This is a genomic window from Nocardiopsis potens DSM 45234, assembly GCF_000341105.1.
Classification (GTDB): domain Bacteria; phylum Actinomycetota; class Actinomycetes; order Streptosporangiales; family Streptosporangiaceae; genus Nocardiopsis_A; species Nocardiopsis_A potens.
On record NZ_ANBB01000056.1, the window covers coordinates 22,833 to 41,313 of the forward strand.

Below are 18,481 nucleotides of genomic sequence, written 5' to 3' on the forward strand. Positions count from 1 at the left end.
CGCAGGCGGGTGAACCTCCTGCAGCGCTCTCGACTTCGGCCCCGACCGGCCTCACTGCCGGGGGGTGCTTCCGCCATCTTCCTTCTCTTCGCCCGCGCCGCCGTCCTCGCCACCGGGCTTCTTGGCCGGCCGGCCGCGCCGGGGGATGGCGCCCGCGTTGCGGGGCATCCGGCCGGAGTCGTTGAGGGCGCGGCGGAGCAGGAACTCGATCTGGGCGTTGGTGCTGCGCAGCTCGTCGCCGGCCCAGCGCGCCAGTGCGTCGTGCACCGCGGGGTCCAGGCGGAGCAGGATCTTCTTCCGCTCGGCCACTGCTATCAGGCCGTTCCCTACTGGTAGAGCGAGCCCGTGTTCACCACCGGGCTGGTCGGTCGGTCCGAGCAGAGCACCACCAGCAGGTTGCTGACCATGGTCGCCTTGCGCTCCTCGTCCAGGTCCACCACCTCCTGCTCGGAGAGGCGCTGCAGCGCCAGGTCGACCATGCTGACCGCGCCGTCCACGATCTGCCGGCGGGCCGCCACCACGGCGCTGGCCTGCTGCCGCTGGAGCATGGCCTGGGCGATCTCCTGGGCATAGGCCAGGTGGGTGAACCGGGCCTCGACGATGCGCACGCCGGCCGACTCCACCCTCTCGGTGATCTCCCGGGACATCCGCTCGGTGATCTCCTCGGCGTTGTCCCGCAGCGAGAGCACGCCCTCCTGGTGGGCGTCGTAGGGGTAGCGGTTGGCGATGTGCCGCACCCCGGCCTCGGTCTGGGTGGAGACGAACTGCACGAAGTCGTCGACCTCGAACGCGGCCCGGGCGGTGTCCTCCACCTGCCAGACCACCACCGCGGCGATGTCGATCGGGTTGCCCTCGGCGTCGTTGACCTTCATCACCGAGGTCTCGTGGTTGCGGATCCGGGTGGAGATCGCCCGCCGGGTGGTGAGCGGGTTGACCCAGCGCAGGCCGTCCTTGCGGACGGTGCCGGTGTAGCGGCCGAGGAACTGAACGACGCGCGCCTCGTTGGGGGCGACGACGGTCAGCCCGAGCGCGGTGACCGCGGCGGCCGCCACCAGCACGGCGCCCGCCCCGATCAGGGCCCAGGCGGGACCGGAGAGGCCGGCCACGGCCAGGGCGATGCCGGCGACCGCCGCGACCAGGCAGGCCAGCGCGACGGGCAGCCCGGCGGCGCCGAACGCGACGCGCTCCCTGTACTGCGGTTCCGGCATCTCCACGGCCGCCGCAGGCGGGATCTCCGCTTCCATTCGGTGCTCCTCACGGTCGAGGTGGTCCAGGTTACTTGATGACTTGAGCATAGCATTGTGATATCACTTTTTTAGGACGACCCGAAGGAGGGCCCCATGGAGACACGAGAGGCCGCCCGCCGTGCGACCGAGCCCCGGCTCCGCCCGCCGCGGCACCGGGTGCAGCGCCGCGCCATCGCGCACTGGACCGTGCGCACCCTGTTCGCGACCGCGGCCGCCGCGGCGCCGACCGGGATCGCGGCGGTCGCCCTCGCCCTGTTCGAAGTGGTGCCCTGGCTCGTCCTGGCCCTGGCGGCCGCCACCGCGACCGTCGCCGCGATCGGCCTGGCCGTCACCGCCGTGATGCCGGCCTGGCGCTACCGGGTGCACCGCTGGGAGGTCACCGACGAGGCCGTCTACACCGCCTCGGGCTGGCTGTGGCAGGAGTGGCGGATCGCCCCGCTCTCCCGGATCCAGACCGTGGACACCGACCGCGGGCCGCTGCAGCGCGCGTTCGGGCTGGCCACCCTCACCGTGACCACCGCCTCGGCGGCCGGCCCGCTGAAGGTGGACGGCCTCGACGCCGAGCTCGCCGCCGACCTGGCGGCCCGGCTCTCCGAGGCCACCCAGGCCATCCCCGGCGACGCGACGTGAAAGGCGTGATCGGCATGGACGACACCGTGAACGGCGCCCTGCACGCCGTCCCGACCGGCGCGGGCGCGCATCCCGGCGCGGGCGCGCCCGCCGGCTCCGAGTGGCGCCGGCTCAGCCCGCTCACCGTCCGGGTGAGCCTGCTGGCCGTCGCCCTGTTCTTCGTACTGCCGGGGCTGGCCGGCGCCGGGGTCACCGCCTTCTTCGGGGTGTTCTGGCCGTGGGGCGCGCTCATCCTGTCGGCCGCCGCGCTCCTCACGCTCAGCATCGGCGGCGGCGAGGTCTTCCGCTACCGGCTCACCCGCTACCGGGTCACCGAGGAGCGGATGGAGATGCGCTCCGGCGTCATCGCCCGCACCCACCGCTCCCTGCCCCGGGATCGGATCCGCACCGTGGACGTGGCGGCCTCGCTGTGGGCCCGCCCGTTCGGGCTGTGCCGGGTCACCGTCGGCAGCGGGCAGAGCGGCGACCCCGGCGACGAGCTCAAGCTCGACCTGGTCACCGCGGAGGAGGGGCGGCGCCTCCGCCGCGAACTGCTGCGCCGCTCGCCCGGCGCCCCGGCCGCCGCGGGGGCGCGCCCGGGGGACGCCGCCGACGACGCCGGGCAGGCCGGCGGCGAACCGGTGGTGCTGGCCGCGCTCGCCCCGCGCTGGTTCCGGTACGGCGCGCTCTCCTGGGGCCCGATGGCGCTGGGCTACGGCGCACTGGCCGCCCTGGTCGGCATCGCCGCCCAGATCATCGGCGACTTCGCGAGCAGCCTGTTCGTGCCGATCGGCATGGGCCTGTACGACTTCGTCATGTCCGCGGCGCTGGTGACCGTCCCCTCGGTACTGCTCGGCGTGGTCGCCTTCGGGACCTCCGTCGCGCTGGCGGTGCACATCGAGGCCTGGTGGGGCTACCGGCTCACCCGGGAGCCCGACGGCACCCTGCTGGTCAAGCGCGGCCTGCTCAACCTCTCCTCGGTCTCCATCGAGGAGCGCCGGCTGCGCGGCGTCGAGCTGTGCGAGTACCTGCCGCTGCGCTGGTTCGGCGCGGCCTCGGTGGCCGCGATCGCCTCCGGCCTCGGCGAGAACGAGCAGAACAAGGGCCTGGTCGCCAAGCGGACGCTCTCCCCGGACATGCCCCGCGCCGAAGCCGTGCGCACCGCCGGGGACGTGCTGCCCGGGGCCGGGTTCCCGGAGCTCGCCCGGCACCCGCGCGCCGCGCTGCGCCGCAGGCTGTTCCGCGCGGCCGCCGCCACCGTGCTGCTCACCGCCGCGGTCGGCGCGCCGCTCTGGCTGGTCCCGGCCGTCCCGGCGGACGTCGCCGCCGGCGGCACCGCGGCCGCCGCCGCGGTCTCCGCCCTGCTCAGCGCGCCCTACGCGGTCGGCGCCTACCGCGGCCTCGGCCACGGCCTGGACCGGCGCCTGCTCTACCTGCGCGGCGGCATGGCGGCCCGGTCCACGGTCGCGCTCAAGCGGGAGGCGGTGATCGGCTGGACCGTCACCCGGTCCCCGCTGCAGCGCCGGGCCGGGCTGTCCACCCTCGGCGCCACCGTGGCGGCCGACAGCGGCGTGCACAAGGCCCGCGACATCGGCCACGGCCAGGGCCTCGCCCTCGCCGACGAGGCCGTCCCGGGCCTGCTCGCCCCGTTCCTGATCCGGGACTGACCCGGGCACCGCCGAACGCGGAGCGCCGCCGGAAGGCCCCGCCGACCGGCGGCCCCGCCCCGGCCCGGGCGCGCCCCCGCGAGGCGGCCCTCCCGTCCGCCGCGAACGGCCGCGAACACCGATGGACGGCGGGCGGCGGGCGGCCGCCCGGAGCACCCGGCCAGGGCTCCCCCGCCGCCGTACCGCCTGCGCGAACGGAACCGGGACCGGCACGGGGTCCGCCCGGCGGAGGGCCGCCCCTGCCGGGTCAGTCGGTCCGCGCCCGGGACCCCGCGCCCGGCGGGCCCGGCGGGCGCGGTGAGGTGAGCAGGAAGGGCGGGATCACGGCGGCCCCGACCAGCAGGTGGGCGGTGGCCAGCACCGCGGCGGTCGTCCCGTTGAGCGCGGGGTCGGCCGGCGGCAGGAAGGACACCGCCAGGACCGCGGCGGCGAGCACGCCCCAGATCCACCGGGCCGCGCGGCCGGTGAACCGCTCCAGCAGGGCCAGCAGCGCCCAGCCGAGCAGCGCGGACAGCAGCGGGACGACCGCGAAGGGCGCCGCGCCCAGCTCCATCGGCTCCGGGGCGAGCGTCCCGGTCCGCATCCCGGTGCTCACCTCCAGCGGGTGGCCGCCGATCGGAACGGCCGCGGTCCACAGCAGCAGCGGCAGGGCGACCGCGGCCGCGACGGCCGACGCGCGGACGCGGCGGCGGACGGACCCCGGCGGACCGGCCGCCCGGCCGGCCCCCGCCGCGGAGGCGGTTCCGAAGACGCTCACGAGCCTTCCCTCTCTTCACCGAAGCCCCCCGCTCCTCCCCGCTCCGCGGAGCCTCCCGGCCCCGCCACCGCGGTGCCGGACCCGCCGCACCGGCCCGGAGCGGCGCACGGCCCGGCCGGAGACCGCAGGCGCAAGGACGGGACGCACACCGCCACCGCCCCCAGGAGGTCAGTCGCAACAGCAGCAGCAGTCGCAGCCGCCGCAGTCGCAGTTACCGCAGTCGTCGCACCACGCCTCCCGCTTCCTCCCGCTCCACGGGCCGGGGTAGGGGTCCCGGCAGCACTGCTGGCAGGTGCAGCACATGAACAGGGTGATCCCGCAGCCGGCGAAGAACCCCCGCTTCTTCGGCGGATACCAGATCGCCGGGGTCTTGCACCCGCAGTCCCCCTGGTCCTTGACCTTGCGCCGCTCGCCGCCGTCGCCCCCGCCGCCCCAGCCGGAACCGCCGTCGCCGCCTCCCCAGCCGCCGAAGCCCCCGCCGTCACCACCGCCGCCCCATCCGGAGCCGTCGCCGGAGGAGGACATGTCCGTCCCGCTGTCCTGCCGGCGCCGGTCCTGCCGGTAGGGCCCGTGGTGCCCCGGGTACTGCTGCTGCCCGGGCTGCTGCGGGCCGTGCGGGTGGCCCGGCTGGTGCGGGTGGCCGGGGTACCCGTGCCCCGGATGGTGCGGATGGCGCGGGTCCTGCCCCGGGTACCCCGCGTGGGCGAAGGTCCGGTCGACCGCCCGCCGCAGCTCGTGCACGAGCAGTGCGTGCACCAGCCGGTCGTCGGCGAACTCGGCCTCGCGCAGCGCCAGGGAGACGCCGAGCACCGCGTCGTCGCAGAGCCCGCGGGCCCGCTCCACCGGCGTCCCGGTGGCGGCGAGCGGGTTCCACGCCCCCGCCTCGCGGTCCTCCTCCAGGTCCTCCACCGCGTCCAGCAGGTGCGCGACCCGGCCGAACAGCCGGCCCGCCTCGCGCAGCGGACCGGCGTTGCCCGGCCGCCCGGCCAGCAGCGCGGTGTGCGCGAACGCCTCCCCGGTGGCCTCCTCGGTCGGCCGGGTCACCTGCAGGACGTCGGTCCCCTCGGTCGCGGCGGACTCCGCCTCCCGCTGCCGGTCGGCGACGGCGGCCAGCGCCGACCCGTCGAACCCCAGCCCCTCCCCCGCCGCCAGGGCGCCCGCGCCCCAGCGGGCGGCCGCCCGGCGCGCGGCGGTGCGCACCCCGGGGCGGGCGTACACCCCGTCGCCGTCCGCCACGTGGTCACTGATCTTCGCCGACGCCAGCAGCAGCGACACCACCGCCGCCAGCCGGGCGCCCTCCCCCTCGGCGACGTCGGCCCGGCGCATGCCGCGCAGCGGGCAGGGACCGGCCGTGCGGGTGCTCGCGCACTCCTCCGACTGGGCGGCGGCCAGCACCGAGACCACCAGCCCGTCGTAGTTGGTGGCGACCCGGGCCGCCTGCCCGTGGCCGTCGCGCAGCGCCAGGCACAGGCCGCAGAGGTGCCCCATCCACTCGTCCGCGAGGGGGGCGGGAAGGGTGTGGCGGCAGGGTCTCAGGATTCCGAACATGTGCGGGCTCTTCTTCGCAGATGGGGAGCGGAACGGCGGTTCAGACGTGCTCCGGGCCACTCCGGTTCCCCGGGCGGACCGCGCGGGCGCCCACCGGGCGGCCGGACGGGGCGGCCGGACGGGGCGGCGCCGGAACGCGGGCGGACCCCGAAGACCCCGGGGAGAAGACCCCGGGGAACGGGGCGCGCCGCGTCCCGCGCGGCCGGCTCCGGACTCCCGGGGCCGCACTTTGGCGGCCCTCGGTAGGCTGCGCCGGAACGCCGTCCCCACCCCCGGAGCGACCGACCACCATGGCCCCGACCGCAGCGCCGCTCCGGCGCCGCCTGGTCGCCGCCGCCGCGTGCGCGGCGCTGCTCGCCCCCGCCGCGGCGGCCACCGGGCTCCACCGGCCCGAACCGCAGGCCTACCCGCTCCCCGGCCTGGAGGAGGCCGCGGAGATCCGGGTGGACCGGTGGGGCGTCCCGCACATCTACGCCGGGAGCACCGGCGACCTGTACTTCGCCCAGGGGGTGAACGCCGCCCGGGACCGGCTCTTCCAGATCGACCTGGAGCGGCGGCGCGGCCTCGGGCTGCTCTCCGAGGCGTTCGGCCCGGCCTTCACCGAGCAGGACCGCGCCGCGCGGCTCTTCCTGTACCGCGGGGACATGGCCGCCGAATGGGCGGCCTACGGGGAGCGGACCCGGCTCGCCGCCGAGCGGTTCGCCGACGGCGTCAACGCCTACATCGGCTGGCTGGAGGAGAACCCCGGCCACCTGCCCGCCGAATTCGCCGAACTCGGCCACCGCCCCGGCCGGTGGCGCGCCGAGGACGTGGTGCGGATCCGCTCCTCGGCGCTGACCGGCAACGTGGTCAGCGAAGTGGTGCGGGCGCGGACCGCGTGCGCGGCCGGAGTGCGCTCCGACGCGCTGCGCGCGCCGCTCCGCCCGGACGCCGCCCCCGAGGTGCCCGACGGCCTCGACCCGTGCGCGATCCCGCCCGGGGTGCTCGACGACTACCTGCTGGCCACCGCGCCCGCCGACCTGACCCGGCCGGCCCCGCCCGCGCGCCCGCCGTCGGCCGCCGAGGGCAGCAACGCCTGGGCGGTCGCCGCGGACCGGACCGGCACCGGCAGGCCGCTGCTGGCCGGCGACCCGCACCGGGCCCTCACCGCGCCCTCCACCCGGTACTTCGCGCACCTCTCCGCGCCCGGCACCGACGTGGTCGGCGCCGGCCACCCCGGTGCGCCCGGGGTGGCCATGGGGCACAACGGCACCGCCGCGTTCGGCCTGACCTACTTCTCCGCCGACGCCGAGGACCTCTACGTCTACCGGCTCCACCCGGACGACCCCGAGCTGTACGCCTACCGGGGCGGCTGGGAGCGGATGCGGCGCACCACCGAGCGGATCCCGGTGCGCGGCGGGGACCCGGTCGAGGTGGAGCTGCTTTTCACCCGGCACGGGCCGGTGGTGCTGGCCGACGCGGCCGGGCGGGCCGCCTACGCGGTGCGCACCGCCTGGAGCGAACCGGGCACCGCCCCCTACCTGGGGTCGCTGGAGCTGATGCGGGCCCGCGGCGCCGAGGCGTTCGGCGCCGCCCTGGCCGACTGGGGCGGCCCCCCGCTGACCTACCTCTACGCCGACGCCTCGGGGTCGATCGCGCTGGCCGCCGGGGGCCGGGTCCCGGTCCGGGAGGGCTTCGACGGGCTGCTGCCGGTCCCCGGCGACGGCCGCTACGAGTGGGCCGGGTTCGCCCCGGGCGCCGCGCTGCCCGCCGAGCGCGATCCGGCCGCCGGGTTCCTCGCCTCCGCCAACGAGTACCGGCCCGGCCCGGGGGCGCCCGCCGGGTACGAGTGGCCGCCGCCGCTGCGCCACCAGAGGATCACCGAGGCGCTCGCCGCCGACCCGGCGTTCGGCCCGGGCGACGCGATGACGCTGCAGAACGACCGGTACGACCCGGTGTCCGGGCTGCTCCTGCCGCTCCTGGAGGACCTCGGACCGCCCGGGCGCGGAGACGGGGCCGGACCCGGGTCCCGGGCCGCCCTGGCGGTGCTGGGGGCGTGGGACGGCTCCGCCGCCGAGGACTCGGCGGGGGCCGCGCTCTTCCGGATCTGGACCTCCCGGCACCTGGCCCCCGCGGTGCGGGAGGCGGCGCTCCCCCCTTCGCCGCTCCCCGATCCCGGCGCCGACCCGGAGGCGCTGGCCGCCGCACTGCGCTCGCTGGACCCCGGCGACCGGAACGCGCTGCTCGCCGAGACGCTCGCCGGCGCCTACGCGGAGGCGGAACTGCTGCTCGGCCCGGACCCGGCCCGCTGGCGCTGGGGCGACCTGCAGCAGACCTGGTTCGCGCACGCCGCCGGCGCGCACCTGGGCCCGTTCCCGCGCGGCGGCGCCCCCCACTCGGTCGACGCCACCGGCCACGACCCGGCCGACTTCACCCACCACACCGGCGCCGGCGCCCGGATGGTGCTGGACGTGGGCGCCTGGGACGCCTCCCGCGCCGCCAACGCCCCCGGCCAGTCCGGCGACCCCTCGTCGCCGCACTACGCCGACCTGCTCCCGATGTGGCGGCGCGGCGACTACTTCCCGCTGCTCTACACCCGGGCCGCGGTGGCCGAGCACACCGAGCGCACGATCCGGCTGCTCCCGGCCCCCTGACCGCCGCCCCGCGATGACCTGGGGCGGGCCGCCCCGCGCCGGTCCAGGTCCCGCCGCGGCCGCGGAGCCGGCCGGGACCGCGGAGCCGGCCGGGGACGAAACGGCGCCCGGATCATCGCGAGGAGGACCCGGAGGCGACCGATCACACCCGGCGCGGCACGCCCATATGACCGATTCCAGCGCCGGAACGGCGGCCGAGCCGATAAGGTTCGGACAGCGATCCCCGCCATCCCCACCCTGCGGTACGAGAGAGGCATAGCCGTGTCCGAAACGGTTCGCTTGGTCTGCCCTTCGGGTCGGAAGCACGGCGAGATCTGGAGCGGGTCGGCGCTGGTGGTCCTCGGCGCGATCACCGTCGCGCTCTCCCCGACGCACTGGGCCAACCTGGTGCTGGGCCTGCTGCTGGCCGCCGCCGGAGCGGCACTGGTCTGGCACGGGAGCAGGCTGCACTCGCCGGCCCTGGAGTTCTCCGACGGGGAGTTCCGCTACATCCGCGGCCGGTACGTGGTGCGCATCCCGTTCGCCGACATCGGCTCCTACTACCTGCTCACCGGCCGCAACCGCTCACTGGGCCTGTGCGACCTGACCGGCCGGCCGCGGGCCTTCCCGTCCACCGAGGGCCGCCGGGCCGCCCGGCCCTACCTGCCGCTGACCGGCCTGGCCCCGATCGGCAGGATCGAGATGTTCATGGCCGCCGCCGGCATCCCGCCCCGGGACCGCTCCATCACCTCCGGCAGCGCCGACCGCTGACCGGCGCCGCAGCGCAGGGCGCGGACGGACGGGAGGGCCCCGCCGGACTCGGCGGGGCCCTCTCATCGTCTCCGGGGCCGCTCCGGGCGGAGCGGGTCCGGGATCAGAACTCCAGGCCCTCGGCGTCGTCGCCCATGGAGGCCTCCAGGAACTCCGGGTTCTCCTTCAGCCACTGGCGGGCGCCGGCCTCGTGGTCGTCCTCGTTGTCCAGCAGGATGGCGGTCTCCAGGCTCTGGATCTGGTCGTCATCCAGCTTGAAGTTCTTCATCCACTCGGTGACCTCGGGGAACTCCTCGGTGAAGCCCTCTCTGCCGACGACGCTCATCGTCTCGGCCTCGCCCATCGCGCCCTCGGGGTCCTCCAGGTCCTTGAGGTCGTACTTGGAGTAGGCGATGTGCGGGCGCCAGAGGGTGACCAGCACCGGCTCCTCGTCCTTGATGGCCGTCTCCAGCTCCTCCAGCATCGCCGGAGTGGAGGACTTGACCAGCTCGTACCCCTCCAGGCCGTAGGTGGGGATGGCCTCGTCCTCGGTCTGCTGGACCAGGCCGGACCCGGCCTCGATGCCGACGATGCGCTCGCCGAACATCTCCTCCTTGCCCTTGAGGTCCTCGATGCTGTCCACGTCCTCGACGTAGGACGGGACGGTCAGCTCCAGCGAGGCGTTCTCGTTCCAGGTGCCGAGTTCCTCGAGCTTGTCGCCGTACTGGTCCCAGTAGTCCCCGTGGGTGGTGGGCAGCCAGACGTCCATGTACATGTCGATGTCGCCATTGGCGACGCCCTCGAAGGTCGGCGCGACGTCGACCTCCTCGACGGTGACCGTGTACCCCTTCTCCTCGAGGATCACCTTCCACAGGTTGGTGATGGCGATGTCCTCTTCCCAGGGGATCATGCCGATGCTGATCTCCTTGCCACCGCCGTCGCCCTCCTCCGGGCCGGTGGCGACACCGCCGCCACCGCCGCCGCAGGCTCCGGCGAGCAGGGTGACCGAGGCGGCGACCGCCCCGGCGGTGAGGAAACGGCGGGATCGGATACCGTTGCGCATGTCCGGTCTCTCCTCTTCGTGCTGGGTGAACGGTTGCCCCGGGGGCCGCTGTGCGGGTGCGGCCCCCGGGGAGCGGGTCATTTGGCCGCGCGCGCGGCGCGGGCCGCCGGGGAGAAGCGGGTCACCGCACCGGTCAGCCGGTCCAGGTAGATCGCCAGCACGACGACGGCGAGGCCGCCCTCGAAGCCGACCGGGATGTTGCCCTGCGCGATACCGGTGTAGACGTCGTTGCCCAAGCCGCCGGCGCCGACCATCCCCGCGATGACGACCATGGACAGGCTCAGCATGATGATCTGGTTGACGCCGGCCATGATGGTGGCCAGGGCCAGCGGCAGCTGGATCCGGCGGAGGATCTGCATCTCCGGGGCGCCGAACGCCTCGCCCGCCTCGACCAGCTCCTTGTCCACCTGGCGGATGCCCAGCTCGGTCAGGCGCACCCCGGGCGGCATCGCGAAGATGACGGTGGCGATGACGCCGGGCACCGCGCCGATGCTGAAGAAGGCGATGGCGGGCAGCAGGTAGACGAAGGCCGGCAGCGTCTGCATGAAGTCCAGCACCGGCTTGACCACCGCGCTGACCTTGTCGTTTTTCGCCGCCAGGATGCCGATCGGCAGCGAGACCGCGACCGCGACCACGGTCGCCACGATGATCAGCGCCAGGCTGCTCATCGCGTTGTCCCACTTGTCCATGCTCATGATGAGCAGGAAGCCCAGCACCGTGAAGAGCGCGACCCGCCAGCCGGCCACCACCAGCGCGAGCAGCGCGAACAGCGGCATGACCAGCAGCGCCAGCTGGACCCCGGCGATGAAGTGCAGGCCCAGGAAGACGAAGAGCACCACCGCGGACAGCGCGGCCAGCAGCTCCTGGCCGGTGTTGCGGGCGGCGGTGAAGCTGATCGCCATCAGGGCCGCGAGCAGCAGCAGCGCGAGCACCAGCGGCGGGTAGACGTACTCCGCGCCGAACAGGTTCATCGCCGGGGTGAACAGCACCGCCGGCAGCGAGGTGATGACCGCGGCGGCCACCCCTCCGACCAGCTCGGCGACGTAGAGCGCCGCCCACACCCCGATCGCGATGAGCGTCGGGCGGTACTTGCCGCGGACGAGCAGCCCGCCGGCGATCACCGCGGCGGCGAGCAGCGTGAACTGGGTCGCCGAGGTCTCGGCGAACAGCCCGTACAGCGCGTCGACGCAGGTCTTGATGACCAGGCCGATGACCTCGAACAGGCCGCTCAGCGACTCCCGCATCCAGTTGATCGCGGATTCGAAGGCGTCCCCTACCGGGAGGCGGGGGATGCTGACGGTCAGCGTGTTCACTTGCTTCCCCCTTCCTCTGCGGCGGCCGGCTCTTCGTCGGCGGCTCCCTCGGCACCCTTCTCGGCGCCGTCCTTCCGGTCGCCGTCGCCGTCCGAGCCGGCGCCGTCCCCGGCGCTCTCGGCGTCCTCGGCGCCGTCGGCCTCTTCGCCTTCGGCACCGCCATCGGCGGCGTCATCGGCGCCGTTCTCCTCCGGGGGCGCCAGCGCGGCCAGCAGGGTCCCCCGCGGGATCACCCCGACCAGGCGCTCGTCGCCGTCCACCACGGCCAGCGGGAAGGTGCTCTCCGCGGCCTGGGCGAACAGGTCGGCGATCGCGGTGTCCGGCGAGACCCGCTCGATCCCGGCGTCGACCAGCGCGGAGAGGTCCTTGGCGTTCTCCCGGACGGCCTTGCCGACGGCGCTCTCCTTGATCCCGCCCACCAGGCGGCGGTCGCGGCGCTGCACGAAGGCGTAGGAGGTCTGGTTCTCCCGCATGGTGCGCAGCGCGGCGCGCGGGCCGTTGTCCGGCGCGACCACCGGGATCGGCGCCTCCATCACCGAGGAGGCGGTGAGCACCCGGGTGCGGTCGACGTCCTCGACGAACTGGGCCACGTAGTCGTTGGCCGGGTCGTTGAGGATCTCCTCGGCGGTGCCGATCTGGGCGGTCCGGCCGTCGCGCAGCACGCAGATCCGGTCGCCCAGCCGCATCGCCTCGTTGAGGTCGTGCGTGATGAAGATGATGGTCTTGCCCAGCGTCTCCTGCAGCTCCAGCAGCTGGGTCTGCATGTCCCTGCGGATCAGCGGGTCCAGGGCGCTGAACGCCTCGTCCATCAGGATGATGTCGGTGTCGGCGGCGAGCGCGCGGGCCAGGCCGACGCGCTGCTGCATGCCGCCGGAGAGCTGGCCGGGGACCTTGTCCTCCCAGCCGGCCAGGCCGACCAGTTCCAGCGCCTCGACCGCCTTGGCCTCCCGGGCCTCGCGCGGGACGCCGCGGACCTCCAGGCCGTAGGCGGCGTTCTCCTTCACCGTGCGGTGCGGGAAGAGCGCGAAGTGCTGGAAGACCATGCTGATCTTCTCGCTGCGCAGCTTGCGCAGCCCCTGCTTGGGCAGCGCGGTGATGTCGGTGCCGTCCACCTCGACCCGCCCCGACGTGGGCGCCAGCAGGCCGTTGAGCATCCGGATCAGGGTCGACTTGCCCGACCCGGACAGCCCCATGACCACGAAGATCTCGCCCGGCTCGACCTCGAAGGAGACGTCGATGACGGCGGCGGTCACGTTCAGGTCGGCGATCTCGTCCCGGTGCCGCCCGTCGGAGAGGAGTTCGACGGCCTTGCCGGCCTTCTTCCCGAACACCTTGTAGAGCTTGTCTGCGCGTACTGCTGGCACGGTCTCCTCTTAGCGTCTTTGCTCGTTCGGGACCGAGGCGGCGCAGTCGCGCTCCACCCGTCTCGCCGGTCCCGCCCCTTTGGGGCTGCGAGCGAAACGGCACGGAGCCGAGAACCGCCGTCCGGGGCCGTTCCCCCTCGGACCCGGCGGCGTGCACCGCGGCTTGAGCCGACCTCCGCGCCTTAAGTCCTTTTTATGGCGTTAAGCAACTTTAGCGAGATAAGCTGTTCGGCCTTCCGGGAAAGGTCACGCCCAAGTAACACGTTTAACCTGGTCCGAACCTCGTTCCCAAGGCGAGCCGCCTCTGCCGGTCCCGCCCACCCCCTGGATAGTGATCTACATCACTCCATACCCGAGCGTGAAGTACATCACAAATACTTCGACAAAGCCGATCGTGCCGCTACACTCCGGACACTTCCGACCCGAAACCGTAATCACCCCGGCGCCCCTTGCTCCGGTCGCATACAGTCGGGAGAGTGACGCACTCGCGGATAGTCGCCATACTCACCGTCGCGGCGTTCGCCGCCGCGATGTGGATCATCGAGATCGCCGACACCCTCTTCGGCGGTGCGCTCGACGCGGCCTTCGGCCTGCGCTCCTGGGACCTCGGCGCACCCTGGACCGTGCTGACCGCCCCCTTCATGCACGCCGACTTCACCCACCTGATGAGCAACACGGTGCCGCTCCTGGTGCTGGGTGCGCTGGTGGCGTTCAGCGGCCTGAGCCGGTTCGTGTGGACCACCCTCATCGTGATGGCGGTCAGCGGCATCGGCGTCTGGCTGTTCTCCGCCCCGGGCACGCTCACCGTCGGCGCCAGCGGCCTGGTCTTCGGCTACTTCGGCTACACGGTGCTCCGCGGCATCGTGGAGCGCAAGACGGTCGACATCGTCATCATGATCTGCGTCGTCATCTTCTACGGCACGCTGATCTGGGGCGTCCTGCCGCAGGCCGCGGGCGTCTCCTGGCAGGCCCACCTCTTCGGTTTCCTCGGCGGCCTGCTCGCCGCCTGGTTCCTGCCCACCCGCACCCGCCCCGCCCCCTCCTCGGTCCAGGGCGGCTACGGCCCCTACCCCGACTACCGGTACTGACCGGCGGCGCCGGCGGCGCGCCCGGAGGCACCGGGCCGGGACGCGGCGAGGGCGGGGCGGCCACCGGCCGCCCCGCCCTCGTCCTTCGCTCTTCCCGCCCCCGCGCTCAGATCTCCGCGCGGCTGAAGTTCAGATAGGCCCGCGACGGCGTCGGCCCCCGCTGCCCCTGGTAGCGCGACCCGTACCGGTCCGACCCGTAGGGGTGCTCGGCCGGGGAGGTCAGCCGGAACATGCACAGCTGCCCGATCTTCATCCCGGGGTACAGCTTCATCGGCAGCGTCGCCACGTTGGACAGCTCCAGCGTCACGTGCCCGGAGAAGCCCGGGTCGATGAAGCCCGCGGTCGAATGGGTCAGCAGCCCGAGCCGCCCCAGCGAGCTCTTCCCCTCCAGCCGGCTGGCGATGTCCTCCGGCAGCGTCACCACCTCGTAGGTGGACGCCAGCACGAACTCCCCCGGGTGCAGGATGAACTCGCTGTCCGCCCCCACCTCGACCAGCCGGGTCAGGTCCGGCTGCTCCACCGCCGGATCGATGTGCGGGTACCGGTGGTTCTCGAACACGCGGAAGAACCGATCCAGCCGGACGTCGATGCTCGACGGCTGGATCATCCCCGGGTCGTACGGGTCGATCTTCACCCGCCCGGACTCGATTTCGGACCTGATATCCCGATCAGAGAGCAGCACGCTCCAGAACCTACCTGCTGCGACCCCCTGCTCCGGGCGCCCCGTCCCGCCACACCCCGCCCGCCGTGTTCCCGACCGCCCGCCGCATCGGGTAAGCTGTCCGGCGAAGGACAGCCCAACAGCTGCCCAAGCGGATGTAGTTCAATGGTAGAACTTCAGCTTCCCAAGCTGATAACGCGGGTTCGATTCCCGTCATCCGCTCCATAAAGCGAAAGGCCAGGTCGTTCCGGAAATCCGGGGACCTGGCCTTACTGCTTTTCAGGAGGATGCGGCACCCTCCGTGCCACATACGTGCCGCAGCGGGGAAGCCGCCCCTCCGGATCCGCCCGGCGAGGCCGTCCGACGGCGGGCGGCCGTCCGCGCGGCCGGTGCAGCGGCCCCGGGCGCCCCGCGGTCCCGCGTCAAGAGCGCGTATGGAACGGATCCCCCTTCTGGACACCCCCGGCTCCGGCGGACTAGATTTAATTGCGCCATGGCAACCAATGCAGATGAGCACAAGAATCAGGGAGAGCGGCTGCTGGCGGTGCTGCGCTCCCTGCAGCGCGACACGGTGCCCAGCCTCGTCCGGGTCAACGAGGACGAGGATCTGTCGCTCATCGACATCGCCCTGCTCCAGACGCTCGACCACGACCGCGCGCCGTTCCCGGGGGACCCCACCCTCAAAGAACTGGCCGCGGTGCTCGGCCGCTCCACATCGCGGACGAGCCGCCTGGTCGACCGCTTGGTGCGGCGCGGTCTCGTGGAGAGATACGAGGACGGCGCCGACCGCCGGGTCAGGCGGGTGCGCCTCGCCGACGGAGGCCATGCGGTGCTGGGACGCATCGCCCGCACCCGGGTGGAGGCGCAGTCCGAGCTGTGGACCCACTTGACGGCGGAGGAATTGGAGTCCGTGGTGAGCGCGATGGAGCTGCTCGCCGCGGCTGCGCGCAGGATGAGGAGTGAACGCGATGCACGTGGTCGGCCTGAGTGAGATCGACGCAGGCATGATCGGCCTGGTCGGAGGCAAGGCCGCCGGCCTGGGCGAGATGATCGCCGCCGGCGAGCGCGTCCCGCCCGGCTTCTGCCTGACCACCGAGGCGCACCGGGCGGGCGCGATCCCCGAGGACGCACTGGCCCGCGCCTACGAACGGCTCGGCGGGGGCCCGGTGGCGGTGCGCTCCAGCGCCACCGCCGAAGACCTGCCCGACGCCAGCTTCGCCGGGCAGCAGGACACCATTCTCAACGTCGAAGGCGTCGAAGAGCTGGTGGACGCGGTCCGCCGCTGCTGGGAGTCACTGGACTCCGAGCGCGCGGTCGCCTACCGCCGGGACAACGAGATCGACGGCGACGACGTGCACATGGCCGTCGTCGTGCAGCGCATGGTCGACGCCGACACCGCCGGAGTGCTGTTCACCGCCGACCCGCTCAGCGGCAGCCGGTCCGTCATGGTCGCCGACGCCGTGCGCGGACTGGGCACCGCGGTCGTCGACGGCAGCACCGACCCCGACCACTACGAGATGGGCCCGGACGGAATCCACGGCCCCGAGGACGGCTGCCTCACCCGCGACCAAGTGGAGGAGCTGCGCGCCGCCGGCGACCGGCTGCAGCGGCACTTCGGCTCCCCGCAGGACGCCGAATGGGCCTACGACTCCGACGGCGTGCTGTGGCTGCTGCAGTCCCGCGCGATCACCACCCTGTTCCCGCTCCCCGACGACGCGCACCTGCCCCGGCCCCGCGCCTACATGGAGGTCGGCAACATCCAGGGCCTGCTCCGCCCGGTCACCCCGATGGGGATGTCCATGATGGACGTGCTGGTGGAGGAGTGGATGGGGTCCTACCTGAAGGACCGCCGCACGGGCGAAGCGGTGCCGCTCATGACCGGCGTCGGCAGCCGCCTCTACCTCGACATGACCGAATTCCTCCGCAGCAGGAGACTCCGGTCCCGCCTGCCCTCGATGGCCGACGTCTACGGCCCCCGGGCCAAGGCCGCCATCCGGCACCTGCTGGACGACCCGCGCTTCGCACCGGCCAAGGGCGCGGCGATCAGCCTCGGGCCGACGGTCCGCCTGGCGCTGCGGTACGCCCTCCCCGGAGCAGCCGGGGTCATCGGCTCCGTGGCCCGGCCCGAGCAGGCGAGGGCCAGAGTGGACCGGGCCATCCGCTTCCTCCGCGAGCAGAGCGCCGACCCCCTCCCCGCCGGCGCGAGCGCCGCCGAGCGGCTGAAGTTCGTCCAGGAGAACGGCGGCGGCGGTGTGATGTTCCGCGGGCTCATGCAGCTCATGTGGCCGCTGTTCGCCGGCATCGTCCTGACCACGGCCCCCGGCGCGGTGCTCAAGGGCATCATCACCGAGGAGGAGGCGGACACCGCCCTGGGCGGCATGCCGCACAACGTCACCACCCAGATGGACATGGCCCTGTGGGGCATGGCCGTCCGCGCCCGCGAACACCGCGACCTCTTCCTGCACACCCCGCCCGAAGAGCTGGCGGAGAAGTACCGGGCCGGCACCCTCCCCGACATCGGGATGGAGGAGTTCCTCAGGCTCTACGGCCACCGGGCCGCCGCCGAGGTGGACATCGGCATGCCCCGGTGGGGCGACGACCCGGCACCGCTGTTCGGCACCATCGCCAACTACCTGCGAGTGGACGACCCCGAGCAGGCACCGGACCGCCGGTTCGCCCGCGCGGCCGAGCGCGCCGAGGCCGTCATCGCCGAGGTCGAGCGGCGGGTGCGCCGCCGGCACCGGATCCGCGGCCGCCTGGGGCTGTTCCTGATGCGCCGCTCCCGCGAACTGACCGGCCTCCGCGAGGTCGCCAAGTTCGCCTGGCTCATCCCCTACTGGGAGACCCGCCGCCAGCTGGTCCTGATCGGCGAGGAACTCGCCGCCCGCGGTCTGCTGGAGCACTCCGGCGACATCATGTTCCTGAAGCTGCCCGAAGTGCGCACCGCGATCGAGCAGGGCGCCGACCACCGGGAGACGGTCACCGAGCGCCGGGCGTTCTACCGGCGCGAGCTGCGCCGCCCGGAGGTTCCCGCGCTGCTGCTGTCGGACGGCACCGACGTGGAGGCGCTGCTGCCCGCGCCCCCGCCCGCGGAGGGCGCGATGGTGGGCAAACCCGCCGCCGCGGGACAGGCCACCGGCAGGGCGCGGGTGGTGCGCGACCCGGTCGGGGCGCACCTGGAGCCGGGCGAGATCCTGGTCGCCCCGACCACCGACCCCGGCTGGACGCCGCTGTTCATGACCGCGGCGGGACTGGTCACCGAGACCGGTTCGCCGATCGCGCACGGGCCGACGGTGGCCCGCGAGTACGGCATCCCGGCGGTGATCTGCCTGCAGAACGCCACCCGGCGGATCAAGGACGGCGACCTGATCACGATCGACGGCACCGCCGGCACCGTGATGCCGGTCGACGAGGACGGCAGCGGAGAGAACGGCAGCGGAGAGAGCGGAGAAAGCGGAGGGAACGCCTCGGAGAAGACCGCCGGCCGCGAACCGGAGCACGCCGACCGGAACTGACCCGGGGCCGGCCCGGGGAGGACGGCCCCGGGCCGGCCCCGTCCGAGCGCCCCTGCTGCGGCCCCTGCCGGGCGAACGGCGCGGGGGCGGGGCGGGGGCGGGGATGGGCGACGGGGGATGGAGGCGGGAGCGGGGACGGAGGGATGGAGGCGGGAGCGGGGGCGCGCGGCCGGTCGGCGCCGTGGTGCCGCAAGGGTGCGGCGGTCGGGCTCCTTGACCCCATCGCCGGTGGGGAAGGAGAGGCGGGCGGGGGTCTCCGGAGGCGCGGAAGGCTTCCCGCACCACTC

General features: G+C 74.0%; 15 protein-coding genes and 1 tRNA gene. 8 read left to right on the forward strand and 8 right to left on the reverse strand.

All coding sequences use genetic code 11. From position 1 onward, the window contains the following. Positions 1-51 precede the first annotated feature (51 nt). Together D459_RS0122755 and D459_RS0122760 are read right to left on the reverse strand one after the other, a co-directional pair. A complete protein-coding gene (locus D459_RS0122755) occupies positions 52-309 on the reverse strand; it encodes a hypothetical protein (protein ID WP_017595317.1) in 258 nt (85 codons plus the stop codon). Between the two features lie 17 nt (positions 310-326). Next, positions 327-1,244: an SPFH domain-containing protein gene (locus D459_RS0122760; protein WP_017595318.1), complete on the reverse strand. Its 918-nt coding sequence runs from the start codon at positions 1,242-1,244 to the stop codon at positions 327-329. A gap of 96 nt (positions 1,245-1,340) precedes the next feature. Between D459_RS0122760 and D459_RS0122765 the strand changes: the two genes are divergently transcribed. Further along, complete coding sequence (locus D459_RS0122765) at positions 1,341-1,877, forward strand: PH domain-containing protein (RefSeq protein ID WP_017595319.1); 537 nt, start codon at positions 1,341-1,343, stop codon at positions 1,875-1,877. Between the two features lie 14 nt (positions 1,878-1,891). Then, complete coding sequence (locus D459_RS32440) at positions 1,892-3,523, forward strand: PH domain-containing protein (protein WP_051065516.1); 1,632 nt, start codon at positions 1,892-1,894, stop codon at positions 3,521-3,523. Between the two features lie 247 nt (positions 3,524-3,770). Here the strand turns inward: D459_RS32440 and D459_RS0122775 are convergent, their stop codons facing one another. Together D459_RS0122775 and D459_RS36200 are read right to left on the reverse strand one after the other, a co-directional pair. After that, positions 3,771-4,280, reverse strand: a complete 510-nt coding sequence (locus D459_RS0122775) for a DUF6069 family protein (RefSeq protein WP_017595321.1) — start codon at positions 4,278-4,280, stop codon at positions 3,771-3,773. A gap of 168 nt (positions 4,281-4,448) precedes the next feature. After that, positions 4,449-5,828 carry a DUF5685 family protein gene (locus D459_RS36200; RefSeq protein ID WP_017595322.1) on the reverse strand — a complete coding sequence of 460 codons (1,380 nt, stop codon included), beginning with the start codon at positions 5,826-5,828 and terminating at the stop codon, positions 4,449-4,451. A 290-nt stretch (positions 5,829-6,118) separates the two neighbouring features. Here D459_RS36200 and D459_RS0122785 point away from each other — a divergent pair, with 290 nt between their 5' ends. Further along, the gene (locus D459_RS0122785; protein WP_017595323.1) at positions 6,119-8,461 is read left to right on the forward strand and encodes a penicillin acylase family protein; all 2,343 of its coding nucleotides are present in this window, start codon (positions 6,119-6,121) and stop codon (positions 8,459-8,461) included. A gap of 279 nt (positions 8,462-8,740) precedes the next feature. Continuing rightward, positions 8,741-9,211 carry a hypothetical protein gene (locus tag D459_RS0122790; RefSeq protein ID WP_026120674.1) on the forward strand — a complete coding sequence of 157 codons (471 nt, stop codon included), beginning with the start codon at positions 8,741-8,743 and terminating at the stop codon, positions 9,209-9,211. 103 nt (positions 9,212-9,314) lie between these two features. On the opposite strand, the gene D459_RS0122795 is transcribed toward D459_RS0122790, so the two are convergent. From D459_RS0122795 to D459_RS0122805, 3 genes are all read right to left on the reverse strand, one after another. After that, the gene (locus tag D459_RS0122795) at positions 9,315-10,253 is read right to left on the reverse strand and encodes a glycine betaine ABC transporter substrate-binding protein (RefSeq protein WP_017595325.1); all 939 of its coding nucleotides are present in this window, start codon (positions 10,251-10,253) and stop codon (positions 9,315-9,317) included. A gap of 77 nt (positions 10,254-10,330) precedes the next feature. Further along, positions 10,331-11,566, reverse strand: coding sequence for an ABC transporter permease (locus D459_RS0122800; protein ID WP_017595326.1), 1,236 nt, complete (start codon positions 11,564-11,566; stop codon positions 10,331-10,333). Further along, positions 11,563-12,897, reverse strand: a complete 1,335-nt coding sequence (locus D459_RS0122805; protein ID WP_017595327.1) for a quaternary amine ABC transporter ATP-binding protein — start codon at positions 12,895-12,897, stop codon at positions 11,563-11,565. Before D459_RS0122805 ends, D459_RS0122800 begins: the two co-directional genes overlap by 4 nt. Before the next feature lie 509 nt (positions 12,898-13,406). Here D459_RS0122805 and D459_RS0122810 point away from each other — a divergent pair. Beyond that, positions 13,407-14,018 carry a rhomboid family intramembrane serine protease gene (locus D459_RS0122810; RefSeq protein WP_020380298.1) on the forward strand — a complete coding sequence of 204 codons (612 nt, stop codon included), beginning with the start codon at positions 13,407-13,409 and terminating at the stop codon, positions 14,016-14,018. A 106-nt stretch (positions 14,019-14,124) separates the two neighbouring features. Here the strand turns inward: D459_RS0122810 and dcd are convergent, their stop codons facing one another. Next, the gene (gene dcd / locus D459_RS0122815; protein ID WP_026120676.1) at positions 14,125-14,700 is read right to left on the reverse strand and encodes a dCTP deaminase; all 576 of its coding nucleotides are present in this window, start codon (positions 14,698-14,700) and stop codon (positions 14,125-14,127) included. Positions 14,701-14,830: 130 nt separating this feature from the next. Between dcd and D459_RS0122820 the strand changes: the two genes are divergently transcribed. The 3 genes from D459_RS0122820 (at position 14,831) to D459_RS32445 (ending at position 18,194) form a co-directional block, all read left to right on the forward strand. Further along, positions 14,831-14,904: transfer RNA gene (locus D459_RS0122820), tRNA-Gly, on the forward strand. A 268-nt stretch (positions 14,905-15,172) separates the two neighbouring features. Then, entirely contained in the window at positions 15,173-15,670 is a 498-nt protein-coding gene (locus D459_RS0122825) for a MarR family winged helix-turn-helix transcriptional regulator (RefSeq protein WP_026120677.1), read from the forward strand. Further along, entirely contained in the window at positions 15,648-18,194 is a 2,547-nt protein-coding gene (locus D459_RS32445) for a PEP/pyruvate-binding domain-containing protein (RefSeq protein ID WP_017595331.1), read from the forward strand. Before D459_RS0122825 ends, D459_RS32445 begins: the two co-directional genes overlap by 23 nt. Positions 18,195-18,481 lie beyond the last annotated feature (287 nt).